The 24,856-nt window shown below is 44.4% G+C and carries 27 protein-coding genes; 8 read left to right on the forward strand and 19 right to left on the reverse strand.

Translation table 11 applies throughout. The annotated features are described in order from the left end of the window. Window positions 1-147: 147 nt before the first annotated feature. The 8 genes from AC5590_RS33165 to AC5590_RS33200 form a co-directional block, all read right to left on the reverse strand. Window positions 148-915, reverse strand: a complete 768-nt coding sequence (locus AC5590_RS33165) for a phycobilisome rod-core linker polypeptide (RefSeq protein ID WP_169267475.1) — start codon at window positions 913-915, stop codon at window positions 148-150. 526 nt (window positions 916-1,441) lie between these two features. Further along, complete coding sequence (locus AC5590_RS33170; RefSeq protein WP_169267476.1) at window positions 1,442-2,197, reverse strand: phycobilisome rod-core linker polypeptide; 756 nt, start codon at window positions 2,195-2,197, stop codon at window positions 1,442-1,444. Between the two features lie 483 nt (window positions 2,198-2,680). Next, entirely contained in the window at window positions 2,681-3,529 is an 849-nt protein-coding gene (locus tag AC5590_RS33175) for a phycobilisome linker polypeptide (protein WP_169267477.1), read from the reverse strand. A gap of 581 nt (window positions 3,530-4,110) precedes the next feature. Beyond that, window positions 4,111-4,815 (reverse strand): ankyrin repeat domain-containing protein, encoded by a 705-nt coding sequence (locus AC5590_RS33180; RefSeq protein ID WP_169267478.1) that lies wholly within the window; start codon window positions 4,813-4,815, stop codon window positions 4,111-4,113. A 110-nt stretch (window positions 4,816-4,925) separates the two neighbouring features. Next, window positions 4,926-5,402 carry a DUF2656 domain-containing protein gene (locus AC5590_RS33185; protein WP_169267479.1) on the reverse strand — a complete coding sequence of 159 codons (477 nt, stop codon included), beginning with the start codon at window positions 5,400-5,402 and terminating at the stop codon, window positions 4,926-4,928. A 595-nt stretch (window positions 5,403-5,997) separates the two neighbouring features. Beyond that, window positions 5,998-6,732, reverse strand: a complete 735-nt coding sequence (locus AC5590_RS33190; protein ID WP_169267480.1) for an SDR family oxidoreductase — start codon at window positions 6,730-6,732, stop codon at window positions 5,998-6,000. After that, window positions 6,726-6,869: an RRXRR domain-containing protein gene (locus tag AC5590_RS33195; RefSeq protein WP_318560212.1), complete on the reverse strand. Its 144-nt coding sequence runs from the start codon at window positions 6,867-6,869 to the stop codon at window positions 6,726-6,728. The genes AC5590_RS33190 and AC5590_RS33195 overlap by 7 nt, the downstream gene beginning before the upstream one ends. Before the next feature lie 8 nt (window positions 6,870-6,877). Beyond that, on the reverse strand, window positions 6,878-7,861 hold the full coding sequence (locus tag AC5590_RS33200) for an aldo/keto reductase (protein WP_169267481.1): 984 nt from the start codon (window positions 7,859-7,861) through the stop codon (window positions 6,878-6,880). A 190-nt stretch (window positions 7,862-8,051) separates the two neighbouring features. Here AC5590_RS33200 and AC5590_RS33205 point away from each other — a divergent pair, with 190 nt between their 5' ends. Continuing rightward, window positions 8,052-8,969, forward strand: coding sequence for an AraC family transcriptional regulator (locus tag AC5590_RS33205; protein ID WP_169267482.1), 918 nt, complete (start codon window positions 8,052-8,054; stop codon window positions 8,967-8,969). A gap of 189 nt (window positions 8,970-9,158) precedes the next feature. On the opposite strand, the gene AC5590_RS33210 is transcribed toward AC5590_RS33205, so the two are convergent. From AC5590_RS33210 to AC5590_RS33230, 5 genes are all read right to left on the reverse strand, one after another. Beyond that, window positions 9,159-10,355, reverse strand: a complete 1,197-nt coding sequence (locus AC5590_RS33210) for a class I SAM-dependent methyltransferase (protein ID WP_169267483.1) — start codon at window positions 10,353-10,355, stop codon at window positions 9,159-9,161. Between the two features lie 39 nt (window positions 10,356-10,394). Next, window positions 10,395-10,976, reverse strand: a complete 582-nt coding sequence (locus tag AC5590_RS33215) for a bilin-binding protein (protein ID WP_169267484.1) — start codon at window positions 10,974-10,976, stop codon at window positions 10,395-10,397. Window positions 10,977-10,999: 23 nt separating this feature from the next. Beyond that, window positions 11,000-12,001 carry a DUF3598 family protein gene (locus tag AC5590_RS33220; RefSeq protein ID WP_169267485.1) on the reverse strand — a complete coding sequence of 334 codons (1,002 nt, stop codon included), beginning with the start codon at window positions 11,999-12,001 and terminating at the stop codon, window positions 11,000-11,002. 24 nt (window positions 12,002-12,025) lie between these two features. Continuing rightward, a complete protein-coding gene (locus AC5590_RS33225) occupies window positions 12,026-12,946 on the reverse strand; it encodes a HEAT repeat domain-containing protein (RefSeq protein WP_169267486.1) in 921 nt (306 codons plus the stop codon). A gap of 128 nt (window positions 12,947-13,074) precedes the next feature. Then, entirely contained in the window at window positions 13,075-13,314 is a 240-nt protein-coding gene (locus tag AC5590_RS33230) for a DUF8630 family protein (RefSeq protein WP_169267487.1), read from the reverse strand. Window positions 13,315-13,431: 117 nt separating this feature from the next. Between AC5590_RS33230 and AC5590_RS33235 the strand changes: the two genes are divergently transcribed. Beyond that, window positions 13,432-14,094, forward strand: coding sequence for a HEAT repeat domain-containing protein (locus tag AC5590_RS33235; protein ID WP_169267488.1), 663 nt, complete (start codon window positions 13,432-13,434; stop codon window positions 14,092-14,094). Window positions 14,095-14,362: 268 nt separating this feature from the next. Next, complete coding sequence (locus AC5590_RS33240; RefSeq protein ID WP_169267489.1) at window positions 14,363-14,563, forward strand: hypothetical protein; 201 nt, start codon at window positions 14,363-14,365, stop codon at window positions 14,561-14,563. Between the two features lie 57 nt (window positions 14,564-14,620). Here AC5590_RS33240 and AC5590_RS33245 read toward each other — a convergent pair whose 3' ends face one another. The 3 genes from AC5590_RS33245 to cobU form a co-directional block, all read right to left on the reverse strand. Continuing rightward, window positions 14,621-16,168, reverse strand: a complete 1,548-nt coding sequence (locus AC5590_RS33245) for a DICT sensory domain-containing protein (protein ID WP_169267490.1) — start codon at window positions 16,166-16,168, stop codon at window positions 14,621-14,623. Between the two features lie 278 nt (window positions 16,169-16,446). Then, on the reverse strand, window positions 16,447-16,878 hold the full coding sequence (locus AC5590_RS33250) for a hypothetical protein (protein ID WP_169267491.1): 432 nt from the start codon (window positions 16,876-16,878) through the stop codon (window positions 16,447-16,449). A 77-nt stretch (window positions 16,879-16,955) separates the two neighbouring features. Continuing rightward, window positions 16,956-17,534, reverse strand: a complete 579-nt coding sequence (gene cobU / locus AC5590_RS33255; protein WP_169267492.1) for a bifunctional adenosylcobinamide kinase/adenosylcobinamide-phosphate guanylyltransferase — start codon at window positions 17,532-17,534, stop codon at window positions 16,956-16,958. A gap of 124 nt (window positions 17,535-17,658) precedes the next feature. On the opposite strand from cobU, the gene AC5590_RS33260 reads away from it, so the two are divergent. The 4 genes from AC5590_RS33260 (at window position 17,659) to hpsU (ending at window position 21,453) form a co-directional block, all read left to right on the forward strand. Further along, window positions 17,659-18,432 (forward strand): hypothetical protein, encoded by a 774-nt coding sequence (locus AC5590_RS33260; RefSeq protein WP_169267493.1) that lies wholly within the window; start codon window positions 17,659-17,661, stop codon window positions 18,430-18,432. A gap of 358 nt (window positions 18,433-18,790) precedes the next feature. Further along, complete coding sequence (locus tag AC5590_RS33265) at window positions 18,791-19,723, forward strand: glycosyltransferase family A protein (protein ID WP_169267494.1); 933 nt, start codon at window positions 18,791-18,793, stop codon at window positions 19,721-19,723. Window positions 19,724-19,738: 15 nt separating this feature from the next. Continuing rightward, window positions 19,739-20,638: a glycosyltransferase family 2 protein gene (locus AC5590_RS33270; RefSeq protein WP_169267499.1), complete on the forward strand. Its 900-nt coding sequence runs from the start codon at window positions 19,739-19,741 to the stop codon at window positions 20,636-20,638. 242 nt (window positions 20,639-20,880) lie between these two features. Continuing rightward, the gene (gene hpsU, locus AC5590_RS33275) at window positions 20,881-21,453 is read left to right on the forward strand and encodes a hormogonium polysaccharide biosynthesis acetyltransferase HpsU (protein ID WP_169267495.1); all 573 of its coding nucleotides are present in this window, start codon (window positions 20,881-20,883) and stop codon (window positions 21,451-21,453) included. A gap of 6 nt (window positions 21,454-21,459) precedes the next feature. On the opposite strand, the gene AC5590_RS33280 is transcribed toward hpsU, so the two are convergent. Beyond that, window positions 21,460-22,308: an acyl-CoA desaturase gene (locus AC5590_RS33280; RefSeq protein ID WP_169267496.1), complete on the reverse strand. Its 849-nt coding sequence runs from the start codon at window positions 22,306-22,308 to the stop codon at window positions 21,460-21,462. Between the two features lie 181 nt (window positions 22,309-22,489). Between AC5590_RS33280 and AC5590_RS33285 the strand changes: the two genes are divergently transcribed. After that, the gene (locus AC5590_RS33285) at window positions 22,490-23,710 is read left to right on the forward strand and encodes a TetR family transcriptional regulator (protein ID WP_169267497.1); all 1,221 of its coding nucleotides are present in this window, start codon (window positions 22,490-22,492) and stop codon (window positions 23,708-23,710) included. 5 nt (window positions 23,711-23,715) lie between these two features. Here AC5590_RS33285 and AC5590_RS33290 read toward each other — a convergent pair whose 3' ends face one another. Beyond that, on the reverse strand, window positions 23,716-24,156 hold the full coding sequence (locus tag AC5590_RS33290; protein WP_169267498.1) for a DUF29 domain-containing protein: 441 nt from the start codon (window positions 24,154-24,156) through the stop codon (window positions 23,716-23,718). Window positions 24,157-24,408: 252 nt separating this feature from the next. Next, a complete protein-coding gene (locus AC5590_RS33295; RefSeq protein WP_169267500.1) occupies window positions 24,409-24,843 on the reverse strand; it encodes a type II toxin-antitoxin system VapC family toxin in 435 nt (144 codons plus the stop codon). Between the last annotated feature and the right edge of the window lie 13 nt (window positions 24,844-24,856).

A 24,856-nucleotide genomic window follows, 5' to 3' on the forward strand; every position in this document is an offset into this window, starting at 1 on the left:
TGCGCTTACGCCCAAGCCGCGTGCGCTTGCGCTTACGCAGTCGCCTAGGTCGGGAGAGCCGTCATTCGCGCTGTCTCACCAGATGCCTAGGTCGGGAAACTCTCCTGCAGCACTGGACTCACTGATAACTGCTCACCATATTATTCTCTAAGCAACTTCAGTAATACTGAGAATCTTGCCCCCAGTTGTTTGGATGTTCTGAATCTTCTGGGACATTTGGTTATAGCCGACTTCAAAGGTAACTTTGCCCATGCTTATACGAGGAGGATTAGAGCTACCACTTGCAACAGTAATCCGGAAACGCTTACCAGTATTGCTGTAGGCTCCAGAGCCAGTTGCTGGGAATTTGATTTTTGTTGGCAGGTTACTTCCTACATCACTAATCAATTTCGCGTTTTTGCCAGCAGCATCATAGGCAGCAAATCCGCGATCTAGAGCAAAGGTGCGATTAAAGCCGACATTCTTAATGCCAGTTTGAGTACGATTACCGCGTGAGTAAGGAACCACGTTTTCACCAAAACTCGCGATATACTCATCACTGTCAATGTAGGAGTTAATCTCCGCTTCGTAGCCCTGCTCATTGTAAATGAGAACATGTCTAGAAATCTCAGTCTGCTCAACCGGAGCGCGTCCTAACAGATGCTTGAAGTTTAATTCAATAAAACGGTAGGAGGATGAAGTCTCAAAAAACAACGAACGGTAAAGTTCGGATTGGGCAACGGCTCTAACAAATCCTCGAACGGTAATATCACGATTGCGCAGCAAGGATTCTGCACTGCTGAGGCGCTGACTTTCCATAACGTGGGCATTGCCTAGCACTTGCCGATACACCGCCCGAATGATCGTCTGTAGATCATCTTCTAAGGTGTTGGGGCGTAGTTCAAGATACTCTGCATCTGCAATCCAAAGTGCCATGGGAATTTTTCCTAATGAAGTGTTTTATTGTTCAGTTTGATAAAGTTGAGAAATCACAAGAGTGATTTCATCGGTAAGCTGATTAGACAATAGGTTCAAAGCTGTTTTTCTATTCCTATGGCGAATGATTAGTATGAGTGATTTCCAATGGAACGACTCAATTGGTCATTGCACATAGTCGCTAGCATAATCTTATCGAAATTTCAATCTCTTAAACCAGAGCTTCAAAGTTTTTTTTATTGTTTTTATGAAAACAGATCCAAAGGAGCATCGCCCGTTGGGCAGATCTTTGCGCAAGAATGGCGTTTGTTGACAGTTTTTGAGCAGCGCTTTTGGGCGATGCTCCCTTGGCGCACCAACTCCATCGAATCCAAGATTTGAGGCAACTAAACTTCGTTTGGTTGGGGCGTAGGACGCTTGACGCTCTGCATAGCGGCAGATCGCCACCAAAGGCTCAGTTCACAGCAGGAGCATCGCTCTCAAGAATTACAAAGAACATGTCCATGCAATTCTTGAAAGTTCATGCCTAGACAATCTCAGTGATGCTGACAATCTTAGCGCCGGTGCGGTTAATCCGCTGAATTTGAGGGGTCATGTTGTCACCAGAAACAATGTATTCGGTGTTGCTAATCCGACGAGGGCTATCAAACTTGGAACCCCGCACTAAAATCTTGAATTTCTTTTTGTTAGCTTCACCCGAACCACCGAGGTTTACATCTGCTGCTTTTATTTTGTTCGAGCTGTTGGTTGCCACTGGATAAACCAGTTGAGAGGACTTAACCGCGCTACTGATTTGAGAAGGACCACGATCCAGAGCAAACGTACGGTTATAGGTAACCTGACTCCGCCCAACCTCCGTTTTTGCCCCACGATTGTAGGGTACAACGTTTTCGCCAAAGGCTGACTGGTACTCTTCGCTATCGATGTAGGAGTCGATTTCAGCGTCGTATCCTTTTTCCACACAACGAACGATGTGCTCGGAAATCTCCGCTTGGGACTGGGGTGGACGACCGAGGAAGTGCTTGAAATTCAATTCTACAAAACGATAAGGAGCACACGATTCAAAATAACGCGAGCGGTAGAAATCCGACTTAGCAACTGCGCGGACAAACTCCCGTACAGAGATAGTGCCATCTTTCAATTGTGATTCTGCACTCACCAAGCGCTCACTTTCCATCACATGGGGGTTGCCTAAAACCTGCTTGTAGACTGCCCGAATGACTGCTTGTACATCCTCTAGGTCGCGGGTGGGCCAGAGTTCTATTGGTGCTATTGTTGCCATAATTAAGGGAATACTCCTAACACTTGTTTTGCTGAGAATTCAAAACTCAGTTCATACTGACCAGTGATTAGCAACTGAAGTAGCAATTACCAACTTCGCTATGCCTGACGTTACGCACTCGATGATTGCTGCGTAAAGGTTAGGGTTTGCAGTTTCAACTGCTTAAGATCACTCTGGGAACAAGTACGATACATTATCTGAGCTTTGGGAAAGCACCCCTAACTTCAAAACTTGGGAGGTACTCCAGGGCGAACGCACAGTCGCGTCTGCTTTTTGGGCAATAAGCTTTTTTGCCCAGAGAGATTCTTAAATAATCTCTCTGGCCAAATCGAATATTTAGGGCATAGGGCGCGCCGCGATGCTCACTCGGGGAGCATCGCAAGGGGCGATCGCCATCGCCATCAGCGTGACTCAACACTCTTGCCTATTCCCCAAGTCTGGTGCTATCAACGCGTCTGCTAATCACCGATCTAGCATCTTCTGCTATACAGGCGTGATACTAGCGATAACACCACCCTGTCTGTGAATCCGTTGATATTCTTCCGAAAGCTTCTCGAACGGTACCAAGTAAACCTGATTGCTGCGGCGGAACTTGGAAACTCGGTTAACCGCATTTGATCGGTAGCCAGTGACTTCGATGCGGAAAACTTTGCCTTCTTCGCTTGCTCCCACACCAAGACGCACACGTGAACTGACTGGCGGGTTGCGGAAGGTTGATCCTGGTGGAATAACAGGGGTTGGTATTGCGCTAATGACTAGTGAGTTGAGTTTCGGAGACTTCCCTGCCAAATCTCCCTTGAGAGAGCTAGTGGAAGCACCCCGCACCAACTGGAAGGTATGGGTAAAGCCAATCATATGGCTTAATGCTTCGGTCTTGTAGCCTCTAATGTAAGGTACCAGGTTTTCACCAAAGGTGTTCTGATATTCGTCACTGTCAAGGTAGGAGTCGATTTCAGCTTCAAAATTACCCGCATCGAGGATGGCACTGTGAGCCTTCATTTCATCGTAACTATTAGGGGCGCGACCAAGTAAGTGCCGGAAGTTTAGCTCGATAAAACGATAGCGGGGGGTATCACCAAAGCGCGAGAAGTAGAGATCGGACTTTGCTACAGCCCGAACAAACTCACGAACACTGAGTTCACCACGTTTGAATTGTGATTCTGGCACTGTCAGCCGCTCACTTTCCATAACGTACGCATTACCCAGTACTTGCCTGTAAACGGCTTGAATCAGGATTTGTGCTTCTTCATCAGAGCGACCTGGAACCCACTCAAGTGGAGGGGTTTCGTCAAATAAGCTAACTCCTAAACGTGATGCTGGTCCAAAAGGCATTAAGCAAATCTCCTGGTTAACAACATAAGCTGAGAGTAATTATCTCAAAAGATTAAGTAAATTATGAATTGCTCTTTCAAGCAATAAATTTAGAGTTTAGAGTTTTTATTAACTCTGGGAGCTAGAAAAACTCTTAACCGTGTGAGTTTTTTAACTTTATACTAAGGTTTGACACCTTGCACACCCTCAATCTTCATATAACGTCGTAACCAAAAAGATTAAGAATCGTTAAGTTTTATTGTGTAGATTAGTTACATCAGTTTGACATCACTGAGACATCACCAAAATGCAGTAAATCACTGTTACTCAAAGCCACTATAGGGCAACGGTGGAAATGAACGTTTCTTCAAACTGGACTATTGTGGCATCCAGAATTTTAGTCACCAAGCGTTCGCGTTCGCGCTGACAAAGTCTTAACGTTTCTTAACTGATTTTTCAAGTTTTTTGTTCAACTCCAAAGCTCACCAGTAGCGGCTCTTGTAGGGGTTGCCGCAATAAGGTTCGGATAAGCACTTCTTTCCCCCTTAACCGAACCGAATTGCCCTACATCCCTACACCATACACCCCTAGTTTTTGTCAATTCACTCCGTTGCGCCTGCCTGTTGTAAAATTTGAACTGCACTGACGGGACGAAACGATCGCTTTGCTTCACTTAATGCCGTTGCCCCCCAACGGTTTTTGGGACGAAAGTCCGCGCCATGCTCAAGCAGGAGTTCCATCACCTCCAAATCTCCGCGTGCTGATGCCATCATTAAGGGAGTCCAGTCGCCAATGTTGTGCGTATTCACCGAGGCTCCCCGTGAAATCAGTGCCTTGACAGTATAAAACTGTCCGTTGTCAACTGCCAAGTACAGCGTCGTATCGCCAATCCTGTTGGTTGCATGTACATCTGCCCCCAAGTCAATCAGACGCAGGATCAGATCTGTCAGACCAAAGCGGGCAATAGACATCAGCACAGTTTCACCGTGGTGGTTTCTTGAATGGATATCAGCTCCATAATCCAGCAGCGCGTTAACGCTTTCTGAATACCCACCTTCTGCGGCGTACATCAGGGCAGTATAGTTAGCATTATTTTTGACATTTACATCGGCACCATGACTCAGTAGGATTTTAACCACATCCGCATAACCCTCTCCCGCTGCCCACATGAGTAAAGTATTGCTTTCTCCAACTGGGGTGACTCCCCCAGTTGTATTGACGTTTGCCTGTTGAGCTAACAGATCTGCCACCGCCGTAGCATCTCCTCGAACAACTGCTCGGATCAATTCATTGTTCAGTGAAGACATAGTTTTCTACCCCCTACACTGACTATAGAACAAACCACATAGACGCAGAGCGGCTTCCCGCTTTCTTAGCACACAAAGGAATAAGAACTACCAGAGAGTTATTGCATGAGTCAAGACTGCTTCAGTTCAACTTTAAATACACTATCAACAGGCTTTTGGGCAATAGTCGCATCCCAGGCGATCGCCTGCAAAAACTCCTCTGCTGATGCAGTTTCTACAACATCCACTCCCCATTGTCCGGGTTGCAGGGAGCCAGGCGAAGTACTCGTTGGTGGAGTTGTTTTCATTCCTCCCAGTACCAAAATTTGTGGGATTGCTTGTTCGGCAGACTGTTGCGACTGACGCTTCTGGGCTAGTATCTGGGCGCACTGTTTGCCAACCTGCTGCGGTGAAAGCTCATCACTCTTAAACAGAATTTCTACGATCCAGTGAGGATTGTCCACTGTCTGACATTTGATATTTTTTTCCTCACCGAATCCTTCAATAAAGACGGTGGCGAACTGTTCTCGATCAAGTTCAGGAACACTGTTATCTGACACACTAAAGTTATGAGAAAGCAGCATTCGTTGCTGGGGTACGTCGCTCATCGTATCAAAGATTGTATTTATTCAGACTGATATTTCAATTTACAATTTTTCGGCTATCCTTCTTTAACTCTTTCACTTCATTCATCAGGTAAGTTCATACAATAATTTTTTTTCATCAGCTATTTAGATTCATAAATCAATACTGAGTGAAATATTCACTTAACATCAGAAAAATTATTGACACGACTCGCAATTATTTACGTATTTACAAGCTTTTGCCAATGTAGTACGATTATTCATAATCTTGGCGACGTTTATAAAAAAATAAAAATACCCAATTTGTCTTCAAAAAAGATTCCACAGCACAAAATCGAGCAATTGCATTGTAGTGTCAACGCAGTTTTGACTCCTATTGTTATGATTTCCAGACATAAAATTATTAAGTATTTTGAAGTCTTTTTATAAAAAATTATTGCAGAAGTTTCTTTGTTTGTTGACTTTTGACAAGTTTTGGTATTTTTAAACCCAACTCTCCTTTTAAGGTATTTCCACGAAAGTCCCCACACAATAAAGCGTTGAGTGTGGGGTAAGGAACTGTTATTGCTTTGGGCTGATACTTGGTAACAAACAAAAAATAGAGATTAGTCCCCCACGGTTAGAATGCACTTGCCGTTGGGCGGACAATCACTTCATTGACATCAACATCATCAGGCTGGGAAACGGCATATAAGACAGCTCTTGCGATCGCATCCGGAGTCAGCGAAATTTTGCGGAATTCTTTCAAAGCACCTTTTGCTGACTCCTCTGTAATATCAGAGCCGAGTTCAGTTTCAACCACACCGGGAGATATTGTCGTCACGCGGATATTTTTCGATTCTTGACGCAGTCCTTCAGATATTGCCCAAACAGCATATTTTGTCGCGCAATAGACAGCGCCAGTAGGCACTACAACATGGGCGCCGATGGAAGCAGTATTGATAAACTGCCCGCCGCCTTGCGCTTCCATGATGGGCAGACCAGCAGCAATGCCGTTCAGCACACCGTGAATGTTCACATTAATCATGTTATCCCACTCCTCAACTTTCAAAGCGTTCATCGGGGATAGGGGCATAACACCTGCGTTGTTGAAGATGACATCGACGCGGCCAAACTTGTCCTTGGCAAAGTGAATGAACTGTTTCATATCCTCGCGATTGGTGACATCCACAGCTTTGAATTCTGCTGTTCCACCTGATGCGCGGATTTCCTCAACAATCTTTTCTAGCTTTTCAGTGCGCCGTGCGCCTAGAACAACTTTTGCGCCATTTTTAACTAACAACGTGGCGCTAGCTTCACCGATTCCGCTACTAGCTCCGGTGATGGCAATGACTTTGTTTTCAACGTTTAACATATTGACTTTCCTTTTAATTTGAGAATAATGAGGAATTTGAGAGCGATCAGGCTAGGCGCGAGCCATCCTTTTGGTCGAGTGCGATTTAGGAATCTGGGTTTGCGATAACGAGTTTTGGGAAATAAATACCGCCACAGATTTCAATTCAATGATTGAGCGCTTTCATTTGCTGTTCAGCATAGCGAGAACCAGCAGTGATTCCTTTGGGAGCAACCGCTTCAATTCGGCTCAACTCTTGAGAAGTCAGTGTAATGTCAGTTGCAGCAATGTTTTCTTCCAGGTAGCTCCGTCGCTTTGTACCCGGAATCGGCACAATGTCATCGCCCTGAGCGAGTAGCCACGCCAGGGCAAGTTGACTGGGGGTCACGCCTTTTTCTTTTGCGATCGCTTTCACCTGTTCTACCAGTTGCAGATTCTTGTAGAAATTCTCGCCCTGAAATCTGGGTGAATTTCTGCGATAATCATCTTGGGCAAAATCTTCTGGGCTGGTGAACTGCCCTGAGAGAAATCCACGACCGAGTGGGCTGTAAGCCACGTAGCCAATGCCTAACTCGCGCACAGTCGGCAAAATCTCATCTTCTGGATCACGGCTCCACAGGGAGTATTCCGTTTGCAGGGCAGTAATCGGGTGAACTGCATGTGCCCGTCGAATCGTGGCAGCAGCCGCTTCGGACATTCCAAGATAGCGGACTTTGCCCTGCTGCACCAGTTCTGCCATTGCCCCGATGGTCTCTTCAATCGGCACCGTTGGGTCAACTCGATGCTGATAGTAAAGGTCAATCACATCCACTCCCAAGCGTTGCAATGAAGCATCACACGCTTGATGCACATATTCCGGTTTGCCGCTCACGCCCACAAACTGACCATCGCTGCTACGGACGTTACCAAATTTTGTGGCTAACACAACCTGATCTCGACGATCGCGGATTACTTTGCCCACCAATTGTTCATTTGTGAAGGGACCGTACATATCAGCCGTATCCAGCAGCGTGACTCCGAGTTCTAAAGCGCGGTGAATTGTGGCGATCGATTCTTGCTCATCACGCCCTGCATAGAACTCAGACATGCCCATGCAGCCTAGCCCTAGTTCTGAAACCACCAGTTCTTTGCCAAGTTGACGTGTTTTCATAAAAGTTCTCCTGATTTAACTTGCGATTTTCAGTCTTATTCTTGCGGCATGGGTTCATTGTAGGTTTGACAAGCTTTTCCCTAAATACACAAACCTCGCAGATGATTGCCTAATCCTCTCAAGCAAGGCATTGGCAACGAAGAAATATTTCCTATAATGGGCACATGGTTAAATCAGTCAAAAATTCAACATGACGATTGAGACACTGAGCCAGGAGACAGCGAACACCAAATGTGAAGAACTGGCGGCATTGGTTGCGAGGCATACTGACGGCAAGGGAAACGGTGCCCATGCAACTGCGATCAATCCCTTAGCGTTCACGCGAGAATGTGATACTTCCAAAGCAATTCAGGGTGTCAGCGAACCGCTTCTCGCCATTGTGGTGCAGGGCAAAAAAGAAGTGTTGCTGAATGAGGAAACCTATCAGTACGGCGTCGCTCAGTATCTGGTTGTTTCAATGGATTTACTGATGAGCGCATGTGTGGTCAAGGCAACTCCCGAACAGCCCTATCTGGGATTTAAGCTGAAGCTAAACCCAGCCCAACTTTGTGACATTATTGCTCAAACGAACCCAGACATCGGTAAGAAAGAATCAGTCAGAGGCTGGTTCATTAGCGATGCCTCGCCACTCTTGATTGATTGCGCCCTCCGGCTGACAAAGCTTTTAGATACACCGCAGGATATCCCGTTTCTTTCCCCGATGATCATCCGCGAAATCTATTACCGTTTACTCATGGGTGAACAAAGCGAAGCGGTTCGTCAGATTGCTACCTCTGGGAGCAATATGCAGCGGATTGCTGAAGTTATTAAACAGCTCAAAGCAGATTTTACAAAACCGTTGCGGGTTGAGGATTTGGCTCTTGCAGCGAACATGTCTCCTGCATCGTTCCACCGCCATTTCAAGGCAGTCACCTCGATGAGTCCGCTGCAATATCAAAAACAATTGAGACTATTAACAGCACGTCAGATTATGCTTGCCGAGAATCTCGATGCAACACAGGCTGCTTATCAGGTTGGCTATGAGAGCACTTCGCAGTTCAGCCGCGAATATGCTCGCATGTTTGGTGCGCCGCCCATCAGGGATATTGAACGGTTACGGGTAGCCTGAGGGAAAGAATTAGAAACCCATTATTTGTATTAGGTGTATCAGGTCTGATCGTGAAATAGTATAACCTTTGACGATAAAAGCATTAGCACTTTTGATTGCCTCATTTAATAGTACTGCAGTACTATTAAATGCTGAAACGCAATAGACGTTGAGTCAACAAAAAACTCACTTTTTTTTGAAGTCACATTATTACCACGGCTTCGGTGTAAGCAGAATCAACTGACGTTTTTGGAGCGATCGCACTCCCTCCAAATCCATCCCCGCCTTCTGTATTAATGCCTCAACCGTTTCCTGTCCCTGAGCATTGTCACAAGCCTCTATAAAAGCATACTCTGCTTCACTAAGTCTGACGACTTGATAGTTATAATCTAAGATGACTTGACTTGGCCACCCTTCCATGCATGGACTGCGTTCGGGAATGGAATTGACAAGAGTCGTGTCATCTGACCAATCCACACGGGATATTGGAGGACGACCGAGGAAGAATTCGTAGTGGCTGATTTCTGGATCAAGAAGTTCTGTGAGACGATAGCGTTGACGTTCGCTCAGGTGTGCTGCTCGTTCCATCAAATCTGGTTGTTGACCAATCAACCGTTCCAATTCCCAGTACAAAGGATTTGAGAAGCCGATGAACTCTAACCCAGAGGCATCAATCAACTCAAACAAAGTCTCGATGCGATAGTCTATTTCCTGGGGATGGACGTACATATCGGCAAAGTAACCATCGCGGTGATTTTCCAGCGACCAACGTTCCTTTTCCCGTTTTAACAGTCGGTTATTTTCCGGTAGGTTAGCAAAGATTTCTCGACCGACTTTCACGCCATCCTGATAGTCTCCACGGCGATCGCCTTGGAGAAGTGCGATCGCTTTCTGCATCAGGGTAATTTCCCAACGTCCCAATTCAGCATACACAAAAATATGCATCAACCCCCCCGCAGCCAGCTTACCCGCCAGACTTTGTATGCCCTTGATGGGATCGGGGAGATGGTGTAAAACGCCAACGCAATTGATATAGTCGAATTCACCCGATACCTGTTCCACATCATACAGACTCAGGTTGTGAAACTCAACCCCATCAGCTCCGGAACGCTGACAACGTTCGCGGGCAACTGCGATCGCCCCTGCACTCAAATCAATCGCGACTACCTGAGCATGGGGATTTAGGTGTACGATATACTCTGTTCCTGCTCCCGTTCCGCATCCCGCATCGAGAATACGAACATTTTCTCGCTCAGGTTTGCGCCCTGTGCAGAAGTTATAAGCTGTGTTCCAGTTCCATCGCCAGTTATATCCTGGTGGGGGTTCGTCAAGAAGCGGATCTGGAGGAAAGGGATAGGTGTTGTAAAGTTTGGCAACTGCCGAGCTGACTGCGTGAGAGGAATCCATTGTTCAGTTATCAGTTATCAGTTTTTTGCTTTTGAGTCTTCAGGGTTTGAAACATTTTAGTTGAGTAATCAGATGGTCAAAATAGGGACCGAGGGCTGCTTGCTCCTCAGAGTCAATCCACTTCAAACTCGCAATTTTAATATTTTCCAAACCAACTACCATTGCATCTAACGGAACTTGTAGCTCTTGATACAATACATTCATGTGATGTAGTCCGGTGGGGCTTGTGTACTCAATGTGTTGACCGGCGATACCATAAGTAATGCAGCGCAGAAAGTGCCAAAAATCACGCCAGCAAGCTTCGGCACGCTCTGGTGGGTAAAGACCACCTCCGGGTTGAGTAATGCCAGGGAAAGTTATCAGCACTTGTTCTCGGGCTTCGTCTACGATTTCAGTGACGCGATCGCGCAACAACCGTGCGACTGGGATGAATCCTGAGGTTTCGGGGGAAAGGGTTTGGATCTGCTGTAAATCTTCATCGGTGAGATATCGCCCTTGATCATCGGCTGCTTGGAACAGAGGAATGATCGCTCTTGGCTGCGTCGTCTCCCAGCTGGAAAAACTGACAATTCTCGCTTTTTGAATGAGTTCTTTGACTGCTTCACTGAGTTCAGGCTTCATGTTTTCTCTTGTGCGTTCTTGTACTAACTTATTCGGTGCTCATTCACGAAAGTCAAGCTACTCCACTTCCCTTGGTCATTATATGCACGAATCATGCGCTGGCGTAAACCGGGCTGAAATAACCAGCCAACTTCGAGAAAGAAAGGGTGTCCTGGTTTTATCTGGGTTGGACAAGTCGAAGATGCGCCATCGGGTAATAGTAAAACTTGGTAAGCTAGAGACTCGTGGTCAAAGTCCAGGCGTGATCCTTTACTATCAGCCGCAATTGTCATCGTATGCTGGGTTTCCTCTTCCCCCCAAAATAAATGTTGTACACATTCATTTTGGGAAGTGCGAGCAAGCTTGAGGGTGGTGGAAGTGGTGACAGGTGGACGCGAATCTAAATATAAAGTGACTGCAATTCCTTCCCATTCTCCAAGTAAATCCTCCAGAACCAAAGTTGGGCGTTCTGGTGCGTTGGTTCCAGCTCGTTGTTCTCGAACCAACGTCAATCTGTATAGCTGGCTATTAGAGGAATCAAACTGTTGAATCAAACGCATGCGGCGATCGCCCGTATACTGCCCAACCAGGCTACGCCTGGTTGCCCCGAATCTCCGATTCGGGGAACCCTGTTCTGGAAGAACAGGGTTGGCAGTAGGGCGCGCGGAGGCATCGCCCGTTCTACAGTGCTGCTGTTCTTCTACAACAGGCAAGGAATCGCCACCAATAAAACTGAACTCAGCTCCAAACGGAGTACGAGATCCAAAGTACACTGGACCTTCACAAAAAGCTCCAGTTTCAAAATATCGTGATCCGACACCGGGCGAACTGAAGTCTAGCACCAAATCTTGAGGCTTGAGTTCATCTGAACCAGGAGTAGGATAGTAGCGACGCAAAACCAGGTGAATGGCTTGATTGTCGTTCACTCCTTCCAGGTAAATGACGCTTTTTATATCCTCCATAAGTTCTCCCTGGGGCGAGACACGGGTAAATGATCCGTGCCACTCTCCCAGGTTTTGCAATACACAGTCCCATTGGGATTTCATATGACTTGTTTCAACCTGGATTTCTTATTCCCAGTCGTCATCTTGCTGTGACTGTTTCTCTATTTGAGAAATCGCCAACTTGATCACTGGTTGAACTCCTATTTCACTTTCTTGCCCTAACGCCGCTTGCAAGGGTTCTAACGCCGTGCGATCGCCTATCTTCATTAATGCCAGTGCAGCTGCTTTGCGGCTTTGCCAATCAGGATGATGCAGTAACGAAATCAAGTGGGCAACTGCTGGTCGATAGCTCAAATTACCCAAGACTGCTGCGGCTTCGCAGCGTACATTTGTGTCTGGATCGCCCAGGGCTTTAACCACAATCCCAAATGCTTCCTCTTGGGGGTTTTCTTGGAGAATTTTGGCGATCGCCCCAATCACAGCAGCGCGAACGTCAGGCGATGAGGAGTCAATTACCTTATAAATATACTCCTTTGCCTGTGCGCCGATAAATGCCAGCGCCCATGCGGCATGACCCTTGGTATTTTCAGAGGAATTTGAGTCTGCTAAAATTTCCAGCAAAGGTGGTACAGCGGTTTCACCTGTCCTAGCCAGCGCACCTACTGATGAACCCTGGACAACTGTGTCTTCATCATTGAGGAAAGAATGAACCAGAACCGGAACAGCCTTTGGATCGGCGATGATTGTCAGAGTTTTGGCGCTGGCGCGACGCACAACCACATTTGGGTGATCTGCCAGTGCTTCCATTAAGAATGGAGTTGCCAATTCACCAATTTGACCGAGTGTCTCTGCAACTCGCATCCTAACCAACCCGCGTGAATCTCCTAAAGACTCAATTATCCGTTTGAGGAGTTCATGGTCATTGGGATTGAAGGTGTCCAGATCCATTTGCTCCTTAACCATTTCCAGCAAAGCATCGGTTTGTTCCTGGGACGGTGGTATTAAATTCTGGCCGGATTTCGTTTCACTATTGAGCAGATCACTCATTATCAATTACCTATCACCAATGACTGTGTGGGATGAGCTAGCTGTGCATGCCAAAAATGAGTAGAACGAATCGCACTAAACCACAGTATAATAAGCTGTGTCACTTTTAGCATGGCTGCCTTTTTGTATTAATGACTCGTCAACAGAGCAGTTTGGCGATCGCGCAGGTCTTTGAGCACAGCATCAATTTTGGCAAGTTCCGGCTCAAGTTGAGCGAGTGCGGTTGCCTTCATCACCTTAGCTTTTTGCGCCGTTGCTAGCCTTTGATTAATCAGCCTTTCGCGATATTCCTCAAATTCTGCAATAACTTCGCTCAGTTCTTCAGGGGAAGTTTGATCTGTTGGCGTCTGTTCTGAATTTTCAGTCATTTTAAGTATTTCCTAAATTTGTATTTATATAAAGTCTAAGCTCGATTTTCTCAGATCACGTCACCACCAAGCAAACCTTTTTGATTACAGTGATGGTAAGTTGTGCCATATATTGCTATGGATATTCACGAAATCAAAACTGGTTTAAATAATTCTGATTTTCAATATCGATTGAAAGCGATCGCTGCCCTGAAAGACTATACACCAGAGGTAGCTGTTCCCCTACTCATTAGTAAACTTCGTGATTCGGAATTTCTGGTGCGATCGTTTGTTGCGATGGGACTGGGCAAACAGCAGACTGCTGAATCCTTCGCTGCCTTGCTGGAGTTGATGAAATTTGATAACACCCCCAACGTCCGGGCAGAGGCTGCAAGTTCTCTTTCTCTGTTTGGCAAAGTTGCTGCGTCTCATCTGGTTTTCACCTTTTTTCGGGATGATCACTGGCTAGTACGGCGTAGTATTCTGGCAGTGCTGGTTGATCTGGAGTGTCCTAACGAATTGTTTGAAATCTGCATCCAAGCTTTAGCGGGAGAAGACTTTAGCGTACAGGAAGATGCCATAGATGCGCTTGGTACATTTGCTCTAACAAGTCTTGAGGAACCCGCTTTGTCTCAGTTGTTGGCGCTGGTTGGTTCAGAGTCTAAACAAATTCGCATACATGTTGTTCAGGCACTGAAGCGCTTTGATCATCCCCAGGCAAAACAAGGCCTGAGGCAACTTCGCCAAGACCCAGATCATCAAGTCGTCGCAGCTGTACTAGAAAACTTGCTTCAGCAGTGATGTGTTTTGATGCGAAAAGAATTCCTCTCCTTGGCAGACAGTATCCAAGGAGGGAACGATATCATAGGAATACATAATTTTGTTGAATTTGCAAAAAAAATTCATGGAGTTAGAAAATCTATCAAAAAGACTTCTAGCCAGCTATTGTCAAATTAAACAATCTAGTTTGTATGATCAGAAAAAGAAAAAAGTATAAATATTGACAGATTTTTTTCACCTGTCTGTCAAAATCCATAAGAACAAAAACACGATATTTAAGAGGTTATTTATGTCTGACACTCTCCCAGGTCAAATGACGTGGAAACCCCCAGGCACAACAGATTGTGTGTTACATTTGCGACAGAATTCCTCAGAACCTTGGCGGTATTATAAGGAATTTCCAGAGTATGTTGTGCCTGATCCACCCGACTTTTCAGAAGGGTATGCGACATTTGTTGCACTCTTGAAAAAGAAGTGGGAAACGGTTTGATGTTCACAAATTCTCATGAGAGCTGTTTTCAGCATAATCTCCAGCTCAAACAAATTGTTATGAGGCATCACTAGGAGCGTTAAGCGCAGCTCTGCCGTAGGCAATCGCCAGCCGCACTGTAAAAATGGAACCCTCATTTAGCTTGCTTTTGACAGAAACAGAGCCACTACTACGAGATAACAATAATTGCACAATTGATAAGCCTAAGCCAACACTACCAGAATCTTCTGTTGTGGTTGGACGTAAGCGATAAAAGCGCTCAAAGATTTTAGGAATATCGCTATCGGCAATACCAATACCAGTATCGCGAAATTCCAATTGGACATAATTACCCTGAACACGTCCTTGTACCCAAACTTGTCCACCTTTGGGGGTGAAATTAATGCTGTTGGAAAGCAAATTAATTACAATCTGCCTTAGTCCACCACTGACACACCAAACAGCTGGAAGTTGAGTTCCTACAGTGTAGGCTACCATGATGCCTTTTTCTCGGGCTAGGGGCTGATAAATACTTACCACTCCAGGCACAACTTCCGAAAGACGTACAACCTCCAAAGGCATCTGTGGTAAATTGCGCTCTAACTGCACCATATCAAACACTCCAGTAATCAGAGCATTTTGGCGATCGCACTCTTGTTTAAGCATTTGAAAATAGCGTTGTTTTGAAGCGATTTTCAAATGAGGAGAATTTAAAAGACTCAGAGCTGTTTTCATGTGTGTTAGAGGCGCACGTAGTTCCTGGCACACATTGCTCAAATATTCATCTTTGAGTTGCAGATTCTCTTGGAGTTTTTGATTTTTCTGCTGCATTATCGCAAGACGCTTTGTCGTTCTTTGACGAAAAATTTCATCTTGTTGCTGAAGTTGTTTTGCCAACAGTTGACTGATAAGTGTTGGATCTGGTGCTGAGGGACAAATAAAATCAGCAGGCATAAGTAAAGATGACTGTGGTCTGATGGCAGATTTCATCACATCCAACACGAGTTGAATAGTTTGTCCCTCAAAAATCGTCACAGCAAGTAACGGTGCAGTTTTTTTTCTATTTGCTTTGGCTAAATTGTTTTTGCGTGATCTATTGGGTCTATGAGCCAAAATCAGACAGCAATACTGGGACGACAAGACCATCACAAAGTATTCCCGTTGTGACTGGCTATTTGGTGCGCTCTGAACCAGGAAAGATTGGGAAAATGAGGACGTAGGGGAGGTACTGCTGTGCTCTTGCAAAGAATCTTTGCTAAGGCGTGGCGTTTGTGTCAACACAGGAGAGTTTCCTCGTTGAGTGCCAGTGGTGTGTCTCTGGCGTGAGGGTGAGGCAGTTTGTTCTCCCTCTACTTCTGTTTTGCTTTCCTGAATGTGCAAAATACGAATGACACCAGACATCCTCACTTGTTGCTGATAACGCTGAATTTCTGAGTGCCAAATTATTCCAGGTGGTAGTTTAACCCACAAAGTAGCTACAATCTGTTGCTCAATGAGTAAATCAATTTGTGATTTCAATTGTGCTAGCAGAGTCGTAGGACTATGAGGCAATAGTTGCGCAAGCCCTTGCATCCCTGAAGCCAACTGCTGATAAATGGACACATCCTGAGCAAAAGAAAAGTTCATGGGTTAGCACAACAAGGAAAATAATCAACTAAAAAATTCTGCACTAACTTCTCATCTTAATTAATAAAGTCGCAAAAAAACCTTATCTTGTGATTATTCACATAAAAAAGACACAGATAGGTGAGTATTAATATTTGTATATATAGCAATCCTAAATTCTGAGCCGCTACGGGCACGCTACAAAAGACGTGAAAACCTAGGACATTGCTTTAAAACAAAAAAACGCTAAGTTTTCTCTCAGCGTCTATGAAATATTGTTATATTCTGAACTAAACAAACTACTCACGAGTTGATTTGACAACATTCAAAAGGCGATCGCGAATTGCCTTGAGTTGCTCTTCATTGTTGACTGGTGAGCGTGGTGGTGGTAATTCTGTATTAGGCCAAGTGGTTAAATCAAAGCAAGGACATACCAACGGCGGCATACCCAAATTTTTCACAGGTACTGGCATATCGCAACGCGCGCAGGGAGAAACATCCCAACCAGGTGTTAACAATTCTGCTATGGTTTCCCGTGTACCTTCTATGTAGCAGTCGCCTGACTCAGGTAAAATAATCCTTTGCCAGCACTGTTCAAACTCATCGCTATAGCGATCGCCAGCTATGACTTTTTGCGGCTGTAAGGTTGCCGCACCGTTGTCTATGACAACTTTTTTGCCTAGCTGGAACCAGTAAGCTAAATATCTTTTTACGTCTTGTTGTGATGCCATACTAAAATTCTAGACTGTAGATTCTAGTTTTTATGTAAGGAATTTTGAATAAACTTTTAAGAAGAGTTACTGAGTTCTTAACTATTAGTTACTTTGCGATTTCTATGCGAGTTTTTTAATTTAGGCAAAGGCGAACCGAGCAAGCTCAGATTGAGAACATGACCCCCTGTGACTAAATAAACTTCTTGGCTGATACCTGCCAACTGACGCACCAAATGACCTAGGCGATCGCGAAAAGTTCGACCAATAGGATAAGCTGGTACAACACCCCAACCTGTTTCCTCTGCTACAAAAATCACATCAGCAGCAACTAACTCCACTGTTTGTAAAAACTCTCGAACAATGTTTTCCCAAATCAACTCGTCTTGTTCCAAAAAATTTGCTACCCAAGTACCTAAAGAATCTACCAAAAGACAGATATTTGGTTCTGCGTTCGCAAAAGTTGCAGACAATTCATATGGCACTTCTAATGTCGCCCAATGTTCAGGACGGCGTTGTTTATGTTGTAGAATACGTTGTTGCCATTCTTTATCTTCTGAGTTTTCTACTGCCGTTGCCACATAGATAACTGCTTTTTGTGATTGCATAGCCAAAATTTCTGCCCATTCACTTTTACCAGAACGTGCTGGTCCAGTTACTAATACGACTTTACTCAAAGCTGTTTACCTAGTATCTTGAATTGAGAAGGGTTGCAACTCTACTAGGTTATCAGTAAATGATGTAGTGGCTCTTGTGGCTTTACCCTTGAACACTACAAACACAACACACTTTGATATTGGTATGAAAGCAGGCATAAAACGCATAGAGGCAACTCTACACGATTTGGGGACTCGCAACACTGCTGAATCTGCCGAAGCAGATACTTCAACAAAGCAGTCTCTATCGTTTCGGATCAGCTTTGGGGGAGCAGAGCACTCAGCAGATCATCCTGAGCTTTGCGAGGAAGAGCCTTCTGGGCACTTTGAACAAAACTTCGCTACCTACAATACTTCTGTGCAAACTTTTCCCGCGCAAGACAGCAGTGGCAAAACACCAAGCCTACCTAAGCTCAAAACTCCTGGCTTTACTAGCCATCGCAATGCAGCAAATCCCGCCTTTGCAATGAATTTGTTGCAAGATATTCAGCAAAGTGTCGGATCTTGGCAAAAAGAACTGCAAAAAATTCTCCGCCAGATTCAAGATCTTTATTTAGAAGGACCCATTGTCAATGGCTGGCTAGAATCCCATGAACGCGAACCCGAACCAGGAGGAACCGCAACACTGCGTCATGCAGAAGTTGACCGTCTGATGGACTACGTAGAAGAAATTTGTGCAGAAAAGACAAATGTTTCCTGCCAATCACCCCGTGCTGGGTATCGTTTGTGTGGTTTGGATGCTTCTGGTAAAGTGTGGTCACGTCCATGTCCACCTGATCAGGTTGCAAGCGTGAGCATGGCAATTGCGCGTTACCAAAAATTGCGCCAACTGTTGGGACGAAAGCAAGATCTAGAAACTCGTCTCAATCAACTAGCAGAAACTCTTGTGATTTTGCACGGTCATATTCAATCGCAGTAATTTCACTGAAATTTCGCGCTTAGAATACAGAACTCAGGACTCAGCAACCCAAAAGGGTATCTTTTACACCTATTAATGAGTCGGAAACCAGAGAAACTAAAGTTATTCGTATTGAGTCGTAGACATAATTCTGAGTTCTGTTTTTTGAATTATTCAGAAAAATCTTCGTAAAGAACTAAAGATAATTTCATCTTTTCTAAAAAAAAGTTGTTTGTTAGTGCGAAATATTTGCTATAGATAAGATCAACAGCAGGGTAGAGTGAGACTTTGTTATTGCTTAGTGGTTAGTAAAATAGCTAACAACTGTCAACCGAAAACGAACAACCAACAAAGTCCAAAAAAGATAAACTGAAAGTATATGCCAAACACACAAATCTCTGCGATTATTTGTACTCACAATCGAGACACCTATTTAGGCGCTGCGATAGATAGCCTTTTGGCACAGGATTTTGATGGTGAGTTTGAAGTTGTGGTCGTGGATAATGGATCGAGCGATCGCACTGTTGAAGTCGTAGAACACAGAAGCCAGAATCCTCGCCTTAAGTATATCTTTGAGCCTGTGATTGGTTTATCTGTTGCTCGCAACACTGGCGCGAGAGTTGCTAGTGCTGAAATTTTGGCATATCTTGACGACGATGCAGAAGCTAGCTCTGACTGGCTACAGGTTTTATACTCAGCTTATCAAGATAACCCGAAACTAGCGATCGCTGGTGGTAAAGTGACTCTACTATGGCCAGAAGGAACCCAAGCACCATTTTGGCTATCAAAAGGATTATCTGCCAATTTGGGAGCATACGACTTAGGCGACAGTATTGTCTACATTGATAACCCAGGACAAACCCCCAGAGGCTTGAACTACTCTATCCGCCACAGTTTTCTCGAAACAGTAGGGGGTTTTAATACTCATCTTGGTCGAATTGGGACAAAATTATTATCAAACGAAGAACTGCAAATGACCGAACTTGCCCTGCAACACCAAATGCAAGTTGCTTATCTTCCCAACGCCACAGTCGCTCACAATGTCTCCCCAGAACGCCTCAAACGCTCTTGGTTTATTAGCCGGGGTTGGTGGCAAGGAGTGAGTGAGTGTTACCGCGAACAACTTGCTGGCAAAGCTGGTTTCGGTCAATTGCAGCGTGGTAGCGAGCGTTTTTTTCGGGGTTTGTATAAAACATTACAATATTTCCCAGATCCAGCAGAACGATTTGATAAACTTGTGTATGCATATGGTCAAATTGGATACCTAAGTACTGCTATTCAGGGTCTTCTGTCCAAATCTAAGAAAGAGTAACAACCTATGACTTGTATGTCTTTCAAATTACCCGTGTCTGTCCTCATTCCAGCCAAAAACGAACAAGCGAATTTGCCTGCTTGTCTGGAAAGTGTTCAAACCGCTGATGAGGTCTTTGTTATAGATTCTCAAAGTACTGACAAAAGCGTCGAAATTGTTCAAAGTTATGCTGCGAACGTCGTACAATTCTACTTTAATGGAAGCTGGCCTAAAAAGAAAAATTGGTCTTTAGAAAATTTACCCTTCCGTAACGAGTGGGTGTTAATTGTTTATTGTGATGAGCGCATTACCGCCGAACTGTGGGATGAAATTGCCCAAGTTATTCAAAATCCCGAATACGATGGTTACTACCTCAACCGCCGAGTCTTTTTCTTAGGAACATGGATTCGCCACGGTGGTAAATATCCCGATTGGAATTTGCGTTTATTTAAACATAAAAAAGGTCACTACGAAAACCTTGAGACTGGGGATGTTCCCAACACTGGTGATAACGAAGTTCACGAACACGTTATCTTAGATGGAAAAGCTGGATATCTGAAAAACGACATGATACACGAGGATTTTCGTGACCTTTTTCACTGGATAGAACGGCATAACCGTTATTCCAATTGGGAGGCTCATGTTTATCAAAATCTTCTCGCTGGTAAAGATGATAGTGGTACCATTGGCGCAAATTTCTTTGGAAATGCCGTACAGCGTAAGCGCTTCCTGAAAAAATTGTGGGTGCGACTACCATTTAAACCGTTTTTGCGGTTTATTTTGTTCTACATCATTCAGCGTGGTTTTTTGGATGGTAGAGCCGGGTATATTTATGCACGGCTTCTCAGTCAATATCAGTATCAAATAGAGGTCAAACTTTACGAATTACGTCAATATAGCGGACAACTCAACATCACATCCACAACCAGCGGCTGAGAACCACATGCCCTGGTGGATGTGGGAGAAAATCGCCCGGGTTTAAAAATTCAAAATTCATTTTTGAATCAAGCAAATAGTGCTTTAGGAGCATCTGACAAGCGGCGCACCACCCGTTATGAATGAAAGAAACACTCTTTCCCTTCTTTGGTATTCCCTATTAAGCGTTCCCTGTGTTTCTTAAAAGACAAGGAGACAAGGAAGCTTGTAACCTTGGACTAATGACTAATGACTCATAACTAATGACTAGTGAAGAACCTTTTGTAGATTTACGTAAATATAACCAATCCTGGTTTGACCGAGGACGGGCAGGTTGGTATATTTTGTTATGGTGGTTTGTACAGGCGATCGCCTTCCCCCTAACCCCCCACCCGCTCAATAGTCTACGTTGCGCGTTGCTGCGGCTGTTTGGCGCTCGTGTTGGCAAAGGCGTAATCATTAGACCTACAGCTCGCTTTACTTACCCTTGGAAAATTACAATTGGGGACTACAGTTGGATAGGAGATGACGTAGTTCTCTACAGCCTTGACGATATCAACATTGGTGAGCACTGCGTCATTTCTCAAAAAAGTTACCTGTGTACTGGTAGCCATGATATAACAGATCCAGCTTTTGGATTGAAAACAGCGAGTATCATCATCGGTAATGGAGTATGGATAGCCGCTGATTGCTTCGTTGGACTAGGAGTAAAAATTGGGGCTAATGCTGTGATTGGCGCTCGTAGTAATGTTTTTACTGACATACCTTCTGAGCAAGTTAGCTGGGGAACCCCTTGTACTCCTCGCTATTTAAGAAAGCGGGAGTCAATAAGTTAACATTCGTCAAACTTCTGGTTTTGGTGTTGGAGGCATGACTACTTTTTTCGCTAATCCCAGAGTTTGCAATGTCTTAATTGCCCACCAAGTCATATCCACTTCCCACCACTGGTATCCAGCTTTTGCAACATTTGGGTGAGCATGGTGATTATTATGCCAACCTTCTCCATAAGTTAAAAGTGCTGCCCACCAAAGATTACGAGAGTTGTCCTTCAACTGGAAACGACGATAACCGCGCAAGTGAGTTGCAGAGTTGATGAACCAAGTGGTATGCCAAAGCAATACTGCTCGCACAAAGACTCCATAGATCACAAAAGACCATCCACCCAAAACATACAGTAGGACACCAACAGGAATTTGGAGCAGTAAGAAGGAGCGATTCAGCCAACGATAGTATGGATCGCGCTCTAATTCCGCAGCAAATCGTTTGTAATGTTCGTGTTCAAAAAACTCTGGACGTGGGTAAAAAATCCAAAGCATATGACTCCACCAAAAACCACGCTTGGCAGAGTAGGGATCTTTATCTAGATCTTCTGTATACGCATGATGCAGCCGATGTCCAGCAACCCAAAAGATTGGTCCTCCTTGCATGGCGAGTGCTCCCAAGGTGGCGATCGCATATTCCAACCACTTCGGCACAGATAAACTTCGGTGAGTTAAAAGTCGGTGATACCCTAAACAAATACCAATGCTGCCAAATAACCAATGCAAGAATATCATCACTCCCAAAGCAGACCAAGAAAAACACAAAGGAGCTAGCATTGCCAAGGCATGAAATGTACCGAAAAATGCCACGTTGGTCCAGCTCAGAGTAAGCGGCTGCTTATCAACAGCCACAGCTGAGTTGATAGTCATAAATGTTTCCTTTTACGTGAATACCGTAAATACATTAGTGCGATATTGTACTAGTTACCACATGCCCTGTCAAAACTGGCGAAGATAGCTAAAGTAAAAACAGAGGATGCAAGTGCTACTTACATCTGTTAGCTTAGCAAAGATAAAATTTTAATGCAAGTGCCACTTGCACTTTCGACTTATGTCTGGGGAAATCATTTCAACGCGACAAAGGCTGATTAATGCAGCAATGGAGTTGTTTGCAGCTCAAGGAATTACCGAAACGACAACCAAGGCAGTCGCAGAATTAGCAAAAGTTAATGAAGTGACGCTATTCCGGCAATTTGGCAATAAGCACGGATTGGTTCTGGCGGTCATTTCCGAATCGCCAGTGTTTAAAGAACTCGGTCAATCCTTAACAACACAAGCAAGTCAAACAAACAGTGTTTACCAAGCTCTCAAAGACTACTGCGAAAACCGCTTAACGGCTTTAGAACAAGTTCCTGAATTGGTACGTTCTCTGGTAGGTGAGGCGGGAAAATACCCAGTAGAAAATCGTCAGGCACTGGGAAAAAGCTTAACTCAAGCAAATGACTATGTTGCTGAATATTTTGCAACAGTGATGGAACGCGACCAATTACATATACAATTATCACCTCAAAAGCTAGCAAGTTTACTCAATAGTATGTTGTTGGGGTATGCCGTCATTGAGTTTACCAGTGAATTTCATGAACTTTGGCATGACAGAGATGAGTTTTTAGAAACTTTGGTGGCACTGTTTTTAAAGGTCGCCACACAATCCTCAAATCAAGTTAATAGTGAGTTTATTCCGACAGAAAACGTTATAGATTTACCAGCGAGTTTAGTCCACTTGGTTTTGCAAAGAGGCAAAAAATCAGGACTGCGAGATTATGCTCTTATATATGTTTTGTTTGGCGCAGGCTTATCTCCAGAAGAAATTGTGAATTTAGAGCGTTCCCATCAAATCCAAGATTCCAACCAGTACTTATTGCAAATCACTCAGGGCGCTACTCGACAAGTTCCAGTGAATCAGTGGATTATGGGTAAACGATATGGATCGTATACTCGCAATCCCTTAACTCAGTGGCTCAAAAGTCGTAAAGATGACCACTCTGCATTCTTTCTCAATGATGATGGAATACCAATCACAGAGCCAGAAATACAACAGCGCTGGCGAATATTAACTGAGGAATTATTAACACCAGAAGGGCAACAACCAGTTATTGAGCAAGCTCAACAGACATGGTGTGTAGAAATGTTGATGAAGGGAATGAACTTGGAAGATATGAGTATCATTACAGGGTGGAATCGTGCAAAATTACAGGCCTATGCTCGTAGAGCCAGAGAAAAATCAGCTTTAGAGCAAGCGATTCGCCGCGATCAACAGCCTCAATCGCAATGAATACATCACTTACTCTCTTCTGGCAGCCAATCTTCATCTAATACGAATTCTACAGGATATGGACACTCTTTTGGAAACACTGAAATCTGTATATTAGTTTGCTTCGCTGCTTGGTGGCGTGCGCGTTGGTAACTCTCTTCAAGTTGCTCTGTAGGATAGTTTTTAAGACTAGGACTATCTTCAATGGCTAATTCAATTTGAGTGCGTGCATCAGTGATAGAATCTAGCCAGCTATCCGAGCGACGCTGAGGTTGATATTGCCACTTGAGCAAATGTAGTAGAAGGCGAGTTAGTTGACTAGCAATCCCGCGCCGCTCACTCTTACCCAACTCTTCGACCTCTTGAATCAGATGCTCTACGTCAATTTCATGCCACCGACGCTCCCGCAAGAATTGGGCTGTCTGGTCAATCCATGAATTGAAATCTGTCAAATACGCTTCGTTCATGACTCGCTCTTTACTGCTAAAGCAGCATCGCTGATGTCTACAGCATCTCAATCATAACGCTTGATACCATAACAGTTTTCAGAGGGATAAATTATCCACTTAGACCCACTGCTGTTGCCTACTTCTATTGGTTTGTGACTTCATTTAACACTAGTAATTCAAAATTTGGTCAGCTTTAATGTGGGCATCTTGTATCTTTTGAAGATTGTCGAACCACTTCTAATTTTAGCCAGAATTAGGAAACTTCAACGGCTACTTCAGTAAACGAATAAAGCCTGCTTGCTCAAAATGTTGGTCGGTTGTCAAAGCCTGCTGAATGCCTAATTGTTGCATCACAACGAAAGATGTGCAGTCAACTAATGACCAAGCTTTGTCTGGTCTACTTTTGCAAAGTTCCCAAGCTGAAGTATCAATTACGTTATTAATGTGAATAATTTCAACATATGGCACAGTCTTGATAGCATCAACAATTTCAAAGACCTGTAAACGAGGAATCCGAAGCGGGCTGTTTAACAATGCTACCAATTCAGCAACTACATAATTTGTCGTAACAATCTTTTTCTGCTGTTGAAGAGCTAAACGAAAACACTGATCTGCTTGTGAATAATAGGATTGAGTATTAACAAAAAGACTTGCCCAACCAGATGGTTTGAGTCGAGAGGAGCTATTATGCTCCGTCCCTCTCAGTTAGATCCGGACG

It is taken from the genome of Brasilonema octagenarum UFV-OR1, from assembly GCF_963888615.1.
GTDB classification, from domain to species: domain Bacteria; phylum Cyanobacteriota; class Cyanobacteriia; order Cyanobacteriales; family Nostocaceae; genus Brasilonema; species Brasilonema sennae.